Source organism: Achromobacter sp. 46006 (genome assembly GCF_059761975.1).
In genome coordinates this window covers 1-15,919 of the sequence record NZ_JCBANN010000038.1, presented here as the reverse complement: position 1 = coordinate 15,919, position 15,919 = coordinate 1, and the positions used below count along the sequence as shown (strand labels likewise).

14 protein-coding genes are annotated in these 15,919 nt (G+C 67.5%); 4 read left to right on the top strand and 10 right to left on the bottom strand.

The window, feature by feature from the left end; all coding sequences use genetic code 11:
- Positions 1-102: 102 nt before the first annotated feature.
- A complete protein-coding gene (locus tag AC6LKG_RS17710; protein WP_050446250.1) occupies positions 103-438 on the top strand; it encodes a phage holin family protein in 336 nt (111 codons plus the stop codon).
- Positions 439-576: 138 nt separating this feature from the next.
- Positions 577-1,419, top strand: coding sequence for a methylenetetrahydrofolate reductase [NAD(P)H] (gene metF / locus AC6LKG_RS17705; protein ID WP_498166337.1), 843 nt, complete (start codon positions 577-579; stop codon positions 1,417-1,419).
- Between the two features lie 171 nt (positions 1,420-1,590).
- Here metF and AC6LKG_RS17700 read toward each other — a convergent pair whose 3' ends face one another.
- From AC6LKG_RS17700 to AC6LKG_RS17675, 6 genes are all read right to left on the bottom strand, one after another.
- Entirely contained in the window at positions 1,591-2,589 is a 999-nt protein-coding gene (locus AC6LKG_RS17700; protein ID WP_498166335.1) for a tripartite tricarboxylate transporter substrate-binding protein, read from the bottom strand.
- Between the two features lie 160 nt (positions 2,590-2,749).
- On the bottom strand, positions 2,750-3,613 hold the full coding sequence (locus tag AC6LKG_RS17695) for a proteasome-type protease (protein WP_498166334.1): 864 nt from the start codon (positions 3,611-3,613) through the stop codon (positions 2,750-2,752).
- Positions 3,614-3,668: 55 nt separating this feature from the next.
- Entirely contained in the window at positions 3,669-4,472 is an 804-nt protein-coding gene (locus AC6LKG_RS17690; protein ID WP_498166332.1) for a transglutaminase family protein, read from the bottom strand.
- Positions 4,473-4,485: 13 nt separating this feature from the next.
- The gene (locus AC6LKG_RS17685; RefSeq protein WP_498166330.1) at positions 4,486-5,472 is read right to left on the bottom strand and encodes an alpha-E domain-containing protein; all 987 of its coding nucleotides are present in this window, start codon (positions 5,470-5,472) and stop codon (positions 4,486-4,488) included.
- A gap of 2 nt (positions 5,473-5,474) precedes the next feature.
- Positions 5,475-6,905 carry a circularly permuted type 2 ATP-grasp protein gene (locus AC6LKG_RS17680; protein WP_498166328.1) on the bottom strand — a complete coding sequence of 477 codons (1,431 nt, stop codon included), beginning with the start codon at positions 6,903-6,905 and terminating at the stop codon, positions 5,475-5,477.
- 337 nt (positions 6,906-7,242) lie between these two features.
- Positions 7,243-7,917, bottom strand: a complete 675-nt coding sequence (locus AC6LKG_RS17675) for a 5-formyltetrahydrofolate cyclo-ligase (protein WP_498166327.1) — start codon at positions 7,915-7,917, stop codon at positions 7,243-7,245.
- Between the two features lie 213 nt (positions 7,918-8,130).
- On the opposite strand from AC6LKG_RS17675, the gene AC6LKG_RS17670 reads away from it, so the two are divergent.
- Together AC6LKG_RS17670 and AC6LKG_RS17665 are read left to right on the top strand one after the other, a co-directional pair.
- The gene (locus tag AC6LKG_RS17670) at positions 8,131-10,278 is read left to right on the top strand and encodes a lytic transglycosylase domain-containing protein (protein ID WP_498166325.1); all 2,148 of its coding nucleotides are present in this window, start codon (positions 8,131-8,133) and stop codon (positions 10,276-10,278) included.
- Positions 10,275-11,378 carry a tRNA nucleotidyltransferase/poly(A) polymerase-related protein gene (locus AC6LKG_RS17665; protein ID WP_498166323.1) on the top strand — a complete coding sequence of 368 codons (1,104 nt, stop codon included), beginning with the start codon at positions 10,275-10,277 and terminating at the stop codon, positions 11,376-11,378. Before AC6LKG_RS17670 ends, AC6LKG_RS17665 begins: the two co-directional genes overlap by 4 nt.
- A 6-nt stretch (positions 11,379-11,384) precedes the next feature.
- Here AC6LKG_RS17665 and AC6LKG_RS17660 read toward each other — a convergent pair whose 3' ends face one another.
- From AC6LKG_RS17660 to AC6LKG_RS17645, 4 genes are all read right to left on the bottom strand, one after another.
- Positions 11,385-12,566 carry a class I SAM-dependent methyltransferase gene (locus tag AC6LKG_RS17660; RefSeq protein WP_498166322.1) on the bottom strand — a complete coding sequence of 394 codons (1,182 nt, stop codon included), beginning with the start codon at positions 12,564-12,566 and terminating at the stop codon, positions 11,385-11,387.
- An 88-nt stretch (positions 12,567-12,654) separates the two neighbouring features.
- On the bottom strand, positions 12,655-14,430 hold the full coding sequence (locus AC6LKG_RS17655; protein WP_498166321.1) for a DEAD/DEAH box helicase: 1,776 nt from the start codon (positions 14,428-14,430) through the stop codon (positions 12,655-12,657).
- Positions 14,431-14,708: 278 nt separating this feature from the next.
- Complete coding sequence (locus AC6LKG_RS17650; protein WP_498166319.1) at positions 14,709-15,470, bottom strand: uracil-DNA glycosylase; 762 nt, start codon at positions 15,468-15,470, stop codon at positions 14,709-14,711.
- 237 nt (positions 15,471-15,707) lie between these two features.
- Positions 15,708-15,919: hypothetical protein (locus AC6LKG_RS17645; protein ID WP_498166317.1), on the bottom strand; the 212-nt coding region annotated here is incomplete at its 5' end.

Sequence of the window (15,919 nt, the reverse complement as noted above, 5' to 3'; positions counted from 1 at the left end):
AGGGAAGTACCGCGCCATGTCGGCGCGGGCTTTCCGGTCCGCGGGAGTCCCCGCTCGCCAGGCGATGACGGGGCCGCGGAGCGTACACACAGGAGGTCGAACATGGCATTGATACTCGTCTGGATCCTGAACGCGGTGGCCCTGCTGGCCGTTGCCTATCTGTTGCCCGGCATCGTCGTGGCCAGCTTCGGATCGGCGCTCATCGCCGCGCTGGTGCTGGGCCTGGTCAACATGCTGGTCAAGCCGGTGTTGGTGCTGCTGACGCTGCCCATCACCATCGTCACGCTGGGTCTCTTCCTCATCGTCATCAACGCTTTGTTGTTCTGGTTCGTCGGCTCCGTGCTGAAGGGTTTCCAGGTCAACGGGTTCTGGTGGGCCGTCGGCGGTGCGATCCTGTACAGCATCATTTCGGGCCTGCTTACCAAACTGATCCCCTGATTGTTCCCACCCCCGAGCGCTGCGCGCTCCCCCTCGAGGGGGCGTGCCAGCGGACCGGCAAAGCCGGCTCCGCGGCACCCCGAGCGGGCGGCGCCTGTTTCATGCGACGCGCGTGGCGCCATGGATAACTGATCCGATATGTCCGACTCGACTTCTCCGGCGTTCAGCCTGGAATTCTTTCCGCCTCGCGACCTGGCTGGCCAGGAGCGGCTGGTGCGCGCGGCCAAGCAGATGCTGGCGATCCAGCCCAAGTACGTCAGCGTGACCTTCGGCGCGGGCGGTTCCACCCGCGCCGGCACGGCGGATGCCGTGCGCACGCTGCGCAACCTTGGCTGCGACGCGGCGCCGCACCTGTCATGCGTCGGCGCCTCGCGCCAGGACCTGCGCGACATCCTCCATGCCTACAAGAACGAAGGCGTGCGGCGCGTGGTCGCCTTGCGTGGCGACCTGCCCTCGGGCATGGGCGGCGATGCCGGCGAGCTGCGCTACGCCAACGAACTGGTCTCGTTCATCCGCCAGGAAACGGGCGACTGGTTCCACATCGAGGTGGCGGCCTATCCCGAAATGCACCCGCAGGCGGCCAGCGTGTCGGCCGACATGGACCATTTCGTGGCCAAGGTGAAGGCCGGCGCCGATGCCGCCATCACCCAGTACTTCTTCAACGCCGACGCCTACTTCGATTTCGTCGACCGGGCCCAGGCCAAAGGCGTGCGGGTGCCGATCGTGCCGGGCATCATGCCCATCACCAACCACACCCAGTTGCTGCGTTTTTCGGAAATGTGCGGCGCCGAAGTGCCGCGCTGGATCCGCCTGCGCCTGGCCGAGTTCGGCGACGACAAGGCATCGATCCGCGCCTTCGGCGTGGATGTGGTCACCGAGCTGTGCCAGAACCTGCTGGACAACGGCGCGCCAGGCCTGCATTTCTACACGCTCAACCACGCCGAGGCGCCTTTGGCGGTGTGGAAGGAACTCAGCGTGTAAGACCCGTGCCGGGCGTCTCGCGGCAACGGCAAGGCCGGCAATCATTGCCGGCCTTTTTTTCGGCGTAGTCACGGCCACATCACATGGCCCGGCGTCAGGCGGCCTTTGCCGCCTCGGCCGGTCGGCAAGGTGGCAAAGGCGCGCGCCGGCCGTTGGCGCGATCCGGGCGCGTCAGTCCGCGTACACACCCGCCTTGCGGATGATCGGCCCCCACTTGTCCACTTCCGACTGCAGCCAGATCTGCAGGCCGGCCGGCGTCTGCTTGGCCTCGGGCACGATCTCGGCGCCCAGTTCAGCCATCTTCTGCGTGAAGGCGGGGTCCTTCAGCGCCGCGCGCAAGGCCTGGTTGAACTTCGCCACCGCTTCCGGCGGTGTGCCCTTGGGCGCATACACGCCGTGCCAGACCTTGACCTCGAAGCCCTTGAGCCCGCTTTCCTGCAGCGTCGGCGAGTCAGGCAGGGTCCTGATGCGGTCGAGCGTGGTGACGCCGAAGAGTTTCACGCGCTGCGCCTTGATGTGCGGAAGCGTCTGCGTGGTCTGATCGCACAGCACGTCCACCTGCCCGCCCAGCAGCGCCGTCAGCGCCGGCGCCGTTCCCGCATACGGGATGGCGGTGAACTGCGTGCCCAGCGCCTCCTGCAGCAGCATGCCGCACAGTTGCGACACCGCGCCCAGGCCGGCATTGGCCAGGTTGATCTTGTTGCCGTTGGCGCGCGCATACTGCATGAATTCGGCCATGTCGGCCGGCGGCAGATCCTTGCGGCCCAGCAGCGTCATGGGCACGTCGGCCACCTGGCCGACATAGGCGAAATCGGTGAGTGGATTGAACGGCAGCTTGCGGTACAGCGCCGGCGCCGTGGCCATGCCATTGTGATGGATCAGGAAGGTGTAGCCATCCGGCGCTGCGCGCGCCACGTGCGTGGCCGCCAGCGTGCCGCCCGCGCCCGGGCGATTCTCGATGACGATGCTCTGGCCCAGGGTCTGGGACATGGCGGCGCCCAGGCTGCGCGCCACCACGTCGGTGGGGCCGCCGGCCGCGAAGGGCACGACCAATGAAATGGCATGGTTGGGATAGCCGCTCTGGGCCATGGCTGGGCTGCCTGCCAGGCAGCCCAGCGCCAGCAGCGGCACGGCCAGGCGCTTCAGGGCGCGTGGGAAATATGGGGTCATGTCTCGTCCTTGTGGGTGTTATGGCGACCCGCAAGACGAAGCATCGCGGGCTGGCGCCAGTGTGGCGCGCCAGCCGCAAGATGAGAATTTGTGGTTTTACAAGCCGGGTTTAGGGAAGCGGAAAGCCGGGTTTGTACGGTGGGACAGGTCTTAGCCGAGGCTAGTTCGGCTGATCCTTGCCCGGATCCTCTGCCAGCACCTGCGGCGCCGGATACACCGCCGGCGCCACGTCCACCGGTTCGGCGCGCAGCGGTTGATGCTCGCGGCTGGCGGGCACCAGCGAAGCCGGGTCTTCCGGGCGGGTCCAGAGCGGGTCCGGGATTTCTGCGAACACCTGGCGCAGGCGTTCGCCCCAGGTGCCGCGGATCATGCGGAAGTACTCGTTGTGCTCGTCGATGCTGGCGAAGTGCGTGACGCGCAGCGCGTCGGCATCGTAGACCAGCAGGTCCAGCGGCAGGCCCACCGAGATGTTCGAGCGCAGCGTCGAATCCATCGAGATCAGCGCACATTTGGCGGCCTCGTCCAGCGAGGTGTCGGGACGCAGCACGCGGTCCAGGATGGGCTTGCCGTACTTGGCCTCGCCGATCTGGAAGTACGGGCATTCGGACCCGGCCTCGATGAAGTTGCCGGCTGAATACACCTGGAACAGGCGGCAACGCTCGGCGCCGATCTGGCCGCCGAAGATCAGGCTGACATTGAAATCCACGCCTTGCTCCTGCAGGGCCGCGGCCTCGCGGTGGTACACCGCGCGCACCGCGGCGCCGACCCGGCGCGTGGCCTCGAACATGTCGGGCGCGTTCCAGACCGTTTCGCCGCCCTCGTCATGCTGGCGCGCCAGCGCATTCAGCACGGCCTGGCTGACCGCCAGGTTGCCGGAGGTCATCAGCACCATCATGCGTTCGCCCGGCCGCTCGAAGACGGTCATCTTGCGGAACACGCTGATCTGGTCGACTCCGGCGTTGGTGCGGGAATCTGACAGGAATACCAGGCCGGCATCGAGGCGGGCGGCAACACAGTAGGTCATGATCGAAAAATGGGAAAAGCCACGCCGCATTGTATTGCGGCGTGGCCTGACAGGGTTATTGCTGCGAGGCGGTCTGCACCTGCACATTGACCTCCATGGACTCCTCGCCGCCGCCGCTGCGCACGCCGCGCACCGGCGAGGCCGAGTCATAGTCGCGGCCCACCGCCAGGCGGCAGTGGCAATCGGACGCGAACTGACGGTTGGTGACGTCCACGCTGGTCCAGCCGGCGCCCGCCAGCCAGACATCGGCCCAGGCGTGGCTGGCGGCATGCTCGGCGGTGGTGTACAGATAGCCGCTGACATAGCGCGCCGGCACGCCCAGGCCGCGCACGCAGGCCAGGAACAGGTGGGCGTGGTCCTGGCAGACCCCGTGCCCCAACGCCAGCACCTGGCCGGCGGCGGTGGTGACGTCGGTGGTGCCGGGCTCGTACGCAACCCGGTCGCAAATGGCGCCGGCAAGCGCCAGCACATCGGCCGGCGTGTTCAGACCGTCGGGCAGCACATTGCGAACAAAGGCCAGGATGGTGTCATCGGCCTGTGTCAGCGGTGTCTGCACGCAATAGGCATGCACCGGCAGGCGGCTGTCCTCGCCGCCCAGCGCGCCTTGCGTCAAGGAACCGACCAGCACCTGCCCGACTACCCGCAGTTCGATCTCGGTATGCGGCCGGTTCAGCGTCAGCGTGTGGGTGATGTTGCCATAGGCGTCCACTTGTTGTTCGAGTTCGCCAGGCGCTTCGATGTGCCAGCGCAGCACGCGCTGGTGTTCGTCGTCGCGCGGGGTCAGCCGCAGGGTCTGGATGCTGTAGGTGACGGGCGCGGTATAGCGGTAGTGCGTGACGTGCGTGATGATCTGTTTCATGCCTGTCTCCTTGTCATGCCGACAGCGGCACCAGGAAGTCCTGGCTGATGCGGTTGCCCAGGTCGTTGATGCGGTCCAGGAAATGTTCCAGGTACTGGTGCAGGCCGCTGCGCAGGATGTCCTCGACGCGGCCGAACTGCAGTTCGGCGCACAGCATGCCGGCGCGTCGCTGGGTCTCGGTCGAGCGCTGGTTCGAGACCCGTGCCAGGTCGTCGGCCACCGCGCGCATCGCCGCCAGCAGCGAACGCGGCATGTCCGGATGCAGGATCAGCAGTTCGGCCACGCGGTCCGGCGTGATGACGTCGCGGTAGACCTTGCGGTAGATCTCCAGCCCGGACACCGAACTGAGCAGCGCGGACCAGCGGTAGAACTCGCTTTGCAGCGCGCCCGAAGCGTTGCCCTCGGCGCGGCCGTCCTGCTGTTGTTGCGGCGTGCCGCCGCCGTCGCGTTCGTGGAACTTCACATCCAGCATGCGTGCCGTGTTGTCGGCGCGTTCAAGGTGCATGCCGATGCGCAGGAAGTACAGCGCCTCGTCTTCCAGCATGGTGCCGATGGTGACGCCGCGTGCCAGGTGCGAGCGGAACTTGACCCATTCGAAGAACTCGCCCGGATTGCGCTCCAGCAACCCGGTGTGCAGATGCTTGAGCAGTTCCAGCCAGGTGGTGTTGTAGGTTTCCCAGACTTCGGTGGTCAGGCTGCCGCGCACCGCTCGGGCATTCTCGCGGGCGGCGCGCATGCAACTGTAGATGGACGAGGGGTTCTCGGGGTCGCGCACCATGTACTGCAGCACGTCCTGCGGCGACACCGCAGCGTGCTTGGCATGGTATAGACGGTGCAGTTCGGAGATGCGCAGCACGGCGTTCCATGACCCTTCGCGCGTCTGCGCGTCCTGCGGCAGCAGTGACATCTGCAGGTTCACGTCCAGCATGCGGGCGGTGTTCTCGGCGCGCTCGGTGTAGCGGCACATCCAGAACAGGTTGTCGGCGGTTCGGCTCAGCATCGTTATTCCTCCAGAACCCAGGTGTCCTTGGTGCCGCCGCCCTGGCTGCTGTTGACCACCAGCGAGCCCTCGGTCAGCGCCACGCGGCACAGGCCGCCCGGCACCGTGCGGATGTCCTTGCCGCACAGCACGTAGGGGCGCAGATCGACGTGGCGCGGCGCCACGCCCGATTCGACATAGGTCGGCACGGTGGACAACGCCAGCGTCGGTTGGGCAATGTAGTTGGCAGGGGCGGCGCGCACGCGCTCCTTGAACGCCTCGACCTCGGCGTGCGAGGCCGCCGGGCCCACCAGCATGCCGTAGCCGCCGGCGCCATGCACTTCCTTGACGACCAGATCGTGCATATTGGCCAATACGTGCGACAGTTCCTCCGGACGGCTGCAACGCCAGGTCGGCACATTCGACAGGATTGGCTCTTCGCTCAGGTAGAAGCGGATCATGTCCGGCACGTACAGATAGGTCGATTTGTCGTCGGCGATACCGGTGCCGATGGCGTTGGCCAGGGTCACCCGGCCGGCGCGATACACCGACAGCAGGCCGGGCACGCCCAACGCCGAATCGGCGCGGAACGACAACGGATCGAGAAAATCGTCATCCAGCCGGCGGTAGATCACATCGACCTTGCGCGGGCCCTGCGTCGTGCGCATGTAGACCGTGTTCTGCTCGACGAACAGGTCCTGGCCTTCCACCAGCTCCACGCCCATCTGCTGCGCCAGGAAGGCGTGCTCGAAATAGGCCGAGTTGTACATGCCGGGCGTCAGCACCACCACGGTGGGATCGTCGCCGCCGTGCGGCGCCACCTCGCGCAGGTTGTCCAGCAGCAGGTCGGGGTAGTGCGCCACCGGTTCGACCTTGACGCGGCTGAACGCGTCCGGCATCAACCGCATCGACATCTTGCGGTTCTCCAGCATGTACGACACACCGGATGGCACCCGCAGGTTGTCTTCCAGCACGTAGAACTCGCCGGCGCCGGCGCGCACGATGTCGACCCCGGCAATGTGGCAGTAGATATTCTCGGCCACGTCCACGTCCTGCATCTCGGGCCGGTACTGGGCGTTCAGGAACACCTGCTCGGCCGGCACCACGCCGGCGCGCACGATGTCATGGCCGTGGTAGATGTCGTGGATGAACATGTTCAGCGCCCGCACGCGCTGTTTCAGGCCGGCCTCCAGGCGGCGCCATTCGTCGGCGGGGATGATGCGCGGGATCATGTCGAACGGTATCAGGCGTTCGGTGCCAGCCGCATCGCCGGCCACTGAAAAAGTGATGCCGACCCGCCGGAAACTCAGGTCGGCCTCCAGGCGGCGCGCCGCCATGGCTTCCGCCGATTGCTCCTGGTGCCAGCGCTCGAAGGCCTGGTAGTGGGAGCGTATGCCGCCGGCGCTGTCGCGCATTTCGTCATAGGCGGCGGGACGGGATGGTCTGTCCTTCATGGCTCCTCCGTTACAGATACTGACGGCCGGCTTGGGCGTGGCCGTTGTCCGGCCATGCGTGGCCGGTCTGAATGAATAAGCAACCCGTGTGCCAGCCTGGACTGGCGCGGACGGGAGGCCGTGCTGGAGCTAAATATCCTCTCGTCGGCGGCGGATGGCTAGCCGCCGGCTGACGGGAGGCGTGGTGGCGCGGGCGGGACGGCGCTCCCGCTGGGGCGAAGATGGCGTGGCGGAGCGGGGCCGGATCAGGCCGCGGCGCGGCGGCCGCCTTCTGCGTTGATGCCAGATCATGGGGGTTGCACTATTTTGGTGCAACCCTTCGGGCAAAATTGGTGCGTCAGCGTAGCGTATAGCGCTGCACCGTGGCATCGCCCGTGCCCGGTTGCGCATGCGGGGCATGGGGCACCCAGCCGTCCGGTGTGATGATGGCGTCCAGGCGGAAGTCGTGGCCGGCCGGCTCATAGCCAGGATCCAGTTCGCCGCTGCTCCAGGCCACGCCAATGCTGGTGAAGGCGTGGCCGCGGTCGCGCAACGCCGCCAGGGTGCGGTCGTAGTAGCCACCGCCATAGCCGAGGCGGTCGGCGGATTCGGTGTAACCCAGGGTGGGCACCAGCAGCACATCGGGCATTACCTCGGCGCCCTGCGCCGGTTCCTGGATGCCGTAGGGGCCGGCGCGCAGCTCGGCGTCCGGCGTCCAAGGCAGGAACGCCAGCGGCGCGTTGCGTTCGCGCACCACCGGCAGCGCCACCGTGACACCATTTTCGACCCATTGCTGCAAGAGGGGCCGCAGGTCCGGCTCGTCCGCCATCGGCCAGAACGCGGCCACGACGGACGGGACTTGGCGGCCACCGCGAACGGCTTCGTCGCGGGCCACGTTGAGCCAGGTGAAAAGGCGCGCACGCATCAGCAGACCGCCGCGGCTGCGTTGGTCTTCAGGCAGTTCGGCTCGCAGTTTCCGCAATCGCGTGCGTAGCTGGCTTGCGGTATCCTCTGGAGTATTTTGCGTAGTCATGCGGTAGCTGTAACAGGGGTGGAAAATGAAGGCGACAATGCGGGTCAGCGAAAACACGTATCACGGCGCGAACCTGTGCGCCGGTCATCACGTCAGTGAGCAAACCCGTGCGCAAGCCCATGAGCAAACCCGCGCGGACCGCCGCGTGAATGCCCGCGCCTGTTGCCGCGCCCATCACTGCGCGGACCCGCAAGCCGTCGCCAGGGCGTGCGCATGAAGCCGGCGCGCTCGCACTCGGGAAGGGTCCGGCCCCCGCACTCCGGACGGTATCAGAAATCCAGCGGGAAATCCCTGCGCGGCGTCGAGGTCCGTGCGGGCGTGCGCCGCTGGCTGCCCCTGCTGGCGTTGTTCACGGCGGCTTGCGCGCCGGTCGATGCCCAGCAGCGCAGTGCGTCCGTGAGCGCCTCGCCGCAACCGGCTGCGCAGGCCGCGCAGCCGGCCATCGCCGTGCCGCCGGCCGTGCTCGCTGGCTTGCCGCCGACCGCCGAGACGCCGGCCCTGGCCGCCGTGGTGGCCGCGCGCGAGGCCATGAGCCGCAAGCAGTGGTCGATACTGGGGGCCCTGGTGCCCCAGGCCAAGTCAGACACCCTGGGCATGTATCCGCAATATTGGCTACTGCGCTACCAGTTGTGGAATCCGCCCGCCGGCGGCCGGCCCACCGCGGCCCTGCAGCAGTTCATCAACGGCAATGGCGATGCCTACCTGGCCGACCGGTTGCGCGCCGATTGGTTGCTGGCGGCCGCGCGCAGCGGCGATTTCGACACCGTGCGCAAGCTGGCGCCGGTCAAGAACAGCAACGCCCAGGTCGAGTGCGCCATTCTCGACGCCAAGCACATGACCGGCCAGCGCGCCACCGCGGCGCAGGCCATGGCCGTGTTCTCGCCGGGCGGGGCCTGCTGGGCCCTGTACGACCAGTTGGTCGCCGACAACGTCCTGGGGTGGGAGCAGCTCGAACCGCAACTGCGCGATGCGATCGAGGCCAACAAGACTTCCGACGCGCGCCGGTTCGTGCAGTACATGTTCGAGCCCCGCGACCAGAAGACGTACGATATTCTCATCAAGGACCCGATGCGCTGGCTCACGCGGCAGGATCGCCTGCCGGTGGGCCGCAACGAAAAAGAACTGGTCACCATCGCGCTGGCGCGTCTGGCGCGCTCCGACATCAACGTGGCCGATTCCTACCTGCGGCGCGAATGGGCCAAATCCATGGCCAGGTCGAACCTGGCCTGGATCCGCGGCCAGTACGCGCTGGTGGCCGCGCTCAACCTGGACAGCCGGGCCGACGACTGGTACCACGAGGCCGGCCACATCCGCATGACCGAGTACAACGCCGGCTGGAAGGTGCGCGCCGCGCTGCGCCAGCCCAAGATCGACTGGAAGTGGGTCATCGAATCCATCGACCAGATGCCGGCCTCGCAGCAGGCCGACCCGTCATGGGTCTACTGGAAGGCGCGTGGCCTGGCCGCCACCGGTCACCGCGACCAGGCCAACGCGGCCTACGCTTCCATCGCAGACCGTTTTGATTTCTACGGCCAGTTGTCCGCCGAGGAATTGGGCCGCCGTATTACCGTGCCGCCGCGCCCGGCGCCGGTCACCGACCAGGAGATCGCCGAGGCTCGCGCCAATCCGGGCCTGCGCCGCGCGGTGCAACTGTTCCGGCTCGGCTGGCGCCAGGAGGCGGTGCCGGAATGGAACTTCGCGTTGCGTGGCATGACGGATCGCCAACTGCTCGCGGCCGCCGAACTGGCCCGCGCCGAGAATATCTATGATCGCGTGGTCAATACGTCGGACCGCACCGAAAAGGAATTCGACTTCAGCCAGCGCTTCATCGCGCCTTTCGAAGGCCGCGTCACCGCCAAGGCCAATGCCATTGCGCTGGATCCCGCCTGGGTCTACGGCCTGATCCGCCAGGAATCGCGCTTCATCATGGACGCGCGCTCGCACGTCGGCGCCTCCGGCCTGATGCAACTGATGCCGGCCACCGCCAAGTGGGTCGCCGGCAAGATCGGCATGAGCGATTTCACGCCCGATAGCGTCAACGACTTCGACACCAACACCGAACTGGGCACCAATTACCTGAACATGGTGCTGCGTGACCTGGACGGTTCACAGATGCTCGCCAGCGCGGGCTACAACGCCGGCCCGCGCCGCCCGCAGAACTGGCGCTCGACCTTCTCGCACCCGGTCGAGGGCGCGATCTTCGCCGAGACCATCCCGTTCACCGAAACGCGTACCTATGTCAAGAACGTGATGTCGAACTCGGTTTACTACGCAGCCATGTTCAGCGGCCAGCCGCAGTCGCTGAAAGAACGGCTGGGCAACGTGGTGCCGCTGGGCGCGGAACGCACCGCCCTGCCATGACGCAAGACGCGGCAACGCAGGGCCTGCAGGCCTACATCGTGGGTGGAGCAGTGCGCGACGCGCTGCTCGGCCTGGCGCCCGGCGACCACGACTGGGTGGTGGTCGGCGCCACGCCCGAGGACATGGCGCGGCGCGGCTTCATCCCCGTGGGCGGCGATTTTCCGGTGTTCCTGCATCCGCGGACCAAAGAGGAATACGCGCTCGCGCGCACCGAGCGCAAGTCCGGCCGCGGGTACAAGGGGTTCACCTTCTATACCGGCGCCGACGTCACGCTGGAAGAAGACCTGCGCCGCCGCGACCTGACCGTCAATGCCATCGCGCAGACGCGCGACGGCACGTTGGTCGATCCGCTCGGCGGCGCCGCCGACGTGCGGGCGCGGGTTTTCCGCCACGTGGGCGAGGCCTTCGAGGAAGACCCCGTTCGCATCCTGCGCCTGGCCCGCTTTGCCGCGCGCTTTGCCGATTTCAGCGTCGCGCCCGAAACGCTGGCGCTTTGCCGCCGCATGGTCGAGGCCGGCGAGGCCGACGCCCTGGTGGCCGAGCGAGTCTGGAAAGAGGTCTCGCGCGGCCTGATGGCCGCCGCGCCGTCGCGCATGCTGGACGTGCTGCGGCAGTCCCGCGCGCTGGAACGTGTCATGCCCGAGTTGCAGGGGTCCGAGGAGACCGCCGGTGACGTCGATCGCGCGGCCGCCCGCAACCTGGCCTTGCCGGAGCGCTATGCGCTGCTGTGCCGCCTGTCGCCCGAGCGCGAAGCACTGGGCCGGCGTTTGCGCGTGCCCACCGAATGCAACGACTACGCGCGTCTCCTGCCCGAGGTGTTGACGGGACTGGACGCAACGCAGGCTACCGGCGCCGACAAGGCCGACGCGCAGCTCGCGCTGATGGAGCGTGTCGATGCCTTGCGCAAGCCCGGGCGTTTTATTGATCTGCTGGAGACCGCGGCGGTATTGCGGCCAGTGGCTATCGACGCCTGGCGCGCATGCGTCGATGCGGTGCGTGGCGTCGATGCCGGCGCCATCGCCCGGGCCTGCGCGGGCGATCCGGCGCGTATCAAGCAAAGCGTGCGCGAGGCGCGTCTGCAGCGGCTGCGAGCCGCCTAACGCATCCTACAGCTTGCCGAGGCGGTCGCCGCGGGCAAAGCCGATCAGCGGCTGTGTGATGCCCCGGCCCAGCGCCAGCACCTTGAACAGCTCGCCCATTTCGGCTTCCGACAGCAGCTTCTGCACCGGCGCCACCGCTTGCGCATAGGCCCGCGCATTGCTGGGATCGAGTTGGGCCAGCAATTCCATCAGCCCGGCATTCATCAGGAAACGCGCCTGCGACGTATATCCCAGCACTTGCAGGCCGGCCGCTTGCGCCGCATCGGCCATGGCGGTGAAATCGACGTGCGCGGTGATGTCCTGCAGGCCGGGGGCGGTGAACGGATCGCCATGCGCATGATGGCGCAGGTGGCACATCAGCGTGCCGCCGGCGCGTTGCGGGTGGTAGTACTCGCCCTGCGGAAAGCCGTAGTCGATCAGCAGCGCCGCGCCCTGTTCCAGCCAGCGGCCCATGGCGTCGATCCATGCTTCGGCCTGCGGGTTGATCTCGGACACGTAGCCCGGCAGCGCCGGCATGCGCGCCGCGACCGCCTCGGCCAGGCGCGGCGGGGCTGGCCGGTCTTCCCAGACGAAACCTTGCGTGGCGTCCCACGTCACGCCGCGTTCCATCACCGTGCCGTCGTCGCCCCAGCGGAACAGCGACACTGGCATGGCGTCCAGCACCTCGTTGGCCAGCACGCAGCCACGGAAACGGTCGGGCAGGGCATCCAGCCAGCGCACCCGCTCGCCGAACGGCGCCAGCCGCTCGGCCTGGCGCGCGCGCAGGTCGGCCGATACTTCGAGGATCAGGTACTGCGTGTCCTGCAGCCCCAACGCATCCAGTTCGCGCAGCACGCCTTCGGCCAGCGCGCCGGTGCCAGCGCCGAACTCCAGCACCGCCTGCGTATCGGTCTGCCGCAGCACCTGGGCCACCTGGCGTGCCAGGGTACGCGCGAACAGCGGAGTCAGTTGCGGCGCGGTGACGAAATCGCCCGCGGGCGCGCTCGCATCGGCTTCGGCCAGCTTGACGTTGCCGGCCGCGTAATAACCCAGCCCCGGCGCATACAGCGCCTCGGCCATCCAATGATCGAACGGCAGCCAGCCGGAAGCGGCGCCGATCGCGGCGCGCAGGTGCGCGGCGGCGGCTTCGCTATGGGCCTGGGCGGCGGGGGATAGTGGGGGCAGGTTGGCGGGGGCGGGGCGTTGCATGGCGGAAAAAGAAGCGTCGTGAAGAAGGCATTTTCCCAAAAAACAAACCCCGCGACAGGCGCGGGGTTTGCTGGGTGCCGATCAGGGCTTAGCCGCGGCGGGCGCCGGCCGGCTTGTTGAAGCGCTTGGCGGGGCCGCCGGGGCGCTTGTCGAAGCTGGGACGGTCACGGAAACCGCCTTCCGAGCGGTCGCCGCCGCGGAAGCCGCCTTCGCGCTGCGGACGGTCGCCGAAGCTGGGGCGATCGCTGAAGCTCGGGCGCGAATCGCGGTCGCCGCCACGGAAGCCGCCTTCACGCGGGCCGCGCTCGTTGAACGGACGCGGATCGCGCTGCGGGCGATCGCCGAAGCTGGGACGGTCGCTGAAGCTCGGGCGCGAATCACGGTCGCCGCCGCGGAAACCACCTTCACGCTGCGGACGGTCGCCGAAGGGGCGATTGCCCTGGTAGCCACCTTCGCGTTGGGGACGATCACTGAAGCTGGGACGATCGCCGAACGAACGGGCCGGGCGGTCGCCGAACGGGCGGTTGCCTTGGTAGCCGCCGCCTTCGCGGGCGCCCTGGTAGCCGCCTTCGCGCGGCTTGAATTCGCCACGCGGGCCGCCGAACGAACGGCCTTCGCGCGAACCGCCTTCACGGTGACCCTGGTAGCCGCCGCCGAAGCCGCCCGGACGCTTGCCAAACGGCTTGCCGCCGCGCGGCGCGCCGCCGGTCGAGGGGCGCGGGGTGCGCTTGGGTTCCAGGCCGGCGATCACTTCCGGCGTGATGGACTGGCCGATGTAGTGCTCGATGCGGCGCACCTTGTGGCGCTCGGAGTGCGTGGCCAGCGTGAACGCCAGGCCGTTGCGGCCGGCGCGGCCGGTACGGCCGATGCGGTGCACGTAGTCTTCGGCCTGCATCGGCAGGTCGAAGTTGACGGCGTGGCTGATGCCTTGCACGTCGATGCCGCGCGCGGCCACGTCGGTGGCAACCAGGATGCGCAGCTGGCCGCGTTGCAGTTGCGACAGCGTACGGGTGCGTTGGCGCTGGTTCATGTCGCCGTGCAGGGCGGCGGCGGCAAAGCCCTGGTCGGCCAGGTGGTCGGCCAGATCGTCGGCGCCGCGCTTGGTCGACGTGAAGACGATGGCCTGGTCCAGCGAGGCGTCGCGCAGGACGTGGTCCAGCAACTGCATCTTGTGGCTGGCGTCGTCCGCGTACAGCAGGCTTTGCGTGATGTTGGTGTGCTTTTCCTTGGCGCCGGCGACTTCGATGCGCTGCGGATCGCGCATCATGCGGGCGGCCAGCTTGGCCACGGTGCCGTCCAGCGTGGCCGAGAACAACAGCGTCTGGCGCTCGGCCGGCAGGCGGCTGATGATGGTCTCGATATCCTCGATGAAGCCCATGTCCAGCATGCGGTCGGCTTCGTCCAGCACCAGCGTGTGCACGGTATTGAGTTTGACGCGGCCCGAATTCAGATGGTCGATCAGGCGGCCGGGCGTGGCCACCAGCACGTCGACGCGGCGCGACAGGGCCTTCAGTTGGGCGCCGTAGGGCATGCCGCCGACGACGGTGGCGGTGCGCAGGTCGGCCAGCTTGCGGCCGTAGGTGGCGGTGGCGTCGGTGACCTGCAGCGCCAGTTCGCGCGTCGGGGCCAGCACCAGCACTTGCACGCCGACGCCCTTGTTGGCGGGCATCTGGGCGATGCGGTGCAGCGCCGGCAGCATGAAGGCGGCGGTCTTGCCGCTACCAGTCTGCGACGACACCATCAGGTCGTGGCCGGCCAGCGCCTGCGGAATGGCCGAGGCTTGCACGGTGGTGGGGGTGGTGAAGCCGGCGTCTTGCAGGGCCGACAGCAGGGCGGGCGCCAGGCCCAGGTTTTCGAAAGACATAACTTTCCCTTGCCGCGATCAAATGCGGCGCAGTGCTTGGTCGGGCCAGGGGATTAGGCGGCCGGATCCAGGCGACGGTTGATGGAGCATCGTGCCGACCGAATCAACCGTGCGCGTGGCGCGTTCCCGTAATGCTGCTTGGAACGCAGGGCGAAAGGAAAGGAGGTCAGGAATCGATGATGTTCGGCATGGGCCTGGGCTTGGTTGCCCGGCAGACTGCTGAAATTCCCGCTAAATCAAGGCGGTAAATGCCGAACTCGTTTGGTGCAGTGCGGCGATCATAACCCGAATTCGCCCTGCGCGGGAATTATTTTTTTGTCCAGGTTCCAATCAATAGGGTTTTTCCCTTGGTCGGCCAACCAGCGGTTGGTCGCCAGGAAATGGCCGCAGCCCAGGAACGGCACGGGCGGGCGCCGGGCCGACAGCGGCGAGGGATGGTTCGCCATCAGCACCAGGTGGCCACTGTCGTGCGGCAGCAACGCCTGCTTGGCCTGGGCATGGGCGCCCCACAGCATGAACACCTTGGGCGACGGGTCTTGGGCCACCAATGCGATCAACGCGTCCGTCACCGTTTCCCAGCCGCGCTTGGCGTGGGAGGCGGGTTGCCCGTCCTCGACCGTCAGCGCCGTGTTCAGCAGCAGCACGCCCTGGTCGGCCCAGGGGCTCAGGTCGTTGCCGGCCGGCAGCGGCGTGCCCGGGTATTCCTGGGCAATCTCATTGAAGATGTTGCGCAGGCTGGGCGGACGCTTGCAGTCGTCCGGCACGGAAAACGCCAGGCCCTGCGCCTGGCCGGGGCCGTGATAGGGGTCTTGGCCCAGGATCACCACCCGCACATCCGACGGCGCCAGCCCGTGCAGGGCGCGAAACGGCTCGGCCGGATACACCACTGCGCCTTCGGCCAGACGCCTTTCCACGTGGGCGGTCACGGCCTGCAGCGCCGCGGTGACACGCGGGGCGCGCAGGGCGGCCTGCCAGGCGGCTGGCAATTGCGCCGTCTGGGCGGCGAGAGCGGAGGGAATCAGGCGGTTGTCGATCGGCATGGGCGCGATTTTGGCACAGCGCGCACTGCGTCAGCGTGGCCGGCGATGCGTGATTCCCAGGTGATTTCAGACTGTTCCCATAGCCAGCCGCCGCCTGGACCGCTAATTTTTCGACGTAATGATATGTAACTGTATGGTCATTGTTCCGTCGCTGCATATTCTCGATTGTCGTCAGAAAATTCCTCGAAAATCTGGCATAAATTGAAATACGCGCTTAATTAATCTGATTTCTCTCCGTTATTGAAAGAAACCGGCAATTTCAATAAGAAACAAGTGCATACCATCGTATCGCGAAGCCGCCTCCGGCAGAGGCGGCTTCCCTGCCTGGCGCTGTGCGTTTCGTTCGTCGCCTTGCTGATCCCTGCGCCACCCCTGGCCGCGCAACCCCTGCCCGCGGACGCCGCCGCGCGCGCCAGCGACATCCAGCGCCGCCAGGAACAGGAAATCGA

Excerpts from the sequence above, each read along its gene's own strand:
- AC6LKG_RS17670 (WP_498166325.1), top strand. The coding sequence starts at position 8,131 with ATGAAGCCGGCGCGCTCGCACTCGGGAAGGGTCCGGCCCCCGCACTCC.
- AC6LKG_RS17685 (WP_498166330.1), bottom strand. The coding sequence starts at position 5,472 with ATGCTGAGCCGAACCGCCGACAACCTGTTCTGGATGTGCCGCTACACC.
- AC6LKG_RS17690 (WP_498166332.1), bottom strand. The coding sequence starts at position 4,472 with ATGAAACAGATCATCACGCACGTCACGCACTACCGCTATACCGCGCCC.
- metF (WP_498166337.1), top strand. The coding sequence starts at position 577 with ATGTCCGACTCGACTTCTCCGGCGTTCAGCCTGGAATTCTTTCCGCCT.
- AC6LKG_RS17700 (WP_498166335.1), bottom strand. The coding sequence starts at position 2,589 with ATGACCCCATATTTCCCACGCGCCCTGAAGCGCCTGGCCGTGCCGCTG.
- AC6LKG_RS17680 (WP_498166328.1), bottom strand. The coding sequence starts at position 6,905 with ATGAAGGACAGACCATCCCGTCCCGCCGCCTATGACGAAATGCGCGAC.
- AC6LKG_RS17710 (WP_050446250.1), top strand. The coding sequence starts at position 103 with ATGGCATTGATACTCGTCTGGATCCTGAACGCGGTGGCCCTGCTGGCC.
- AC6LKG_RS17650 (WP_498166319.1), bottom strand. The coding sequence starts at position 15,470 with ATGCCGATCGACAACCGCCTGATTCCCTCCGCTCTCGCCGCCCAGACG.
- AC6LKG_RS17660 (WP_498166322.1), bottom strand. The coding sequence starts at position 12,566 with ATGCAACGCCCCGCCCCCGCCAACCTGCCCCCACTATCCCCCGCCGCC.
- AC6LKG_RS17675 (WP_498166327.1), bottom strand. The coding sequence starts at position 7,917 with ATGACTACGCAAAATACTCCAGAGGATACCGCAAGCCAGCTACGCACG.
- AC6LKG_RS17655 (WP_498166321.1), bottom strand. The coding sequence starts at position 14,430 with ATGTCTTTCGAAAACCTGGGCCTGGCGCCCGCCCTGCTGTCGGCCCTG.
- AC6LKG_RS17695 (WP_498166334.1), bottom strand. The coding sequence starts at position 3,613 with ATGACCTACTGTGTTGCCGCCCGCCTCGATGCCGGCCTGGTATTCCTG.
- AC6LKG_RS17665 (WP_498166323.1), top strand. The coding sequence starts at position 10,275 with ATGACGCAAGACGCGGCAACGCAGGGCCTGCAGGCCTACATCGTGGGT.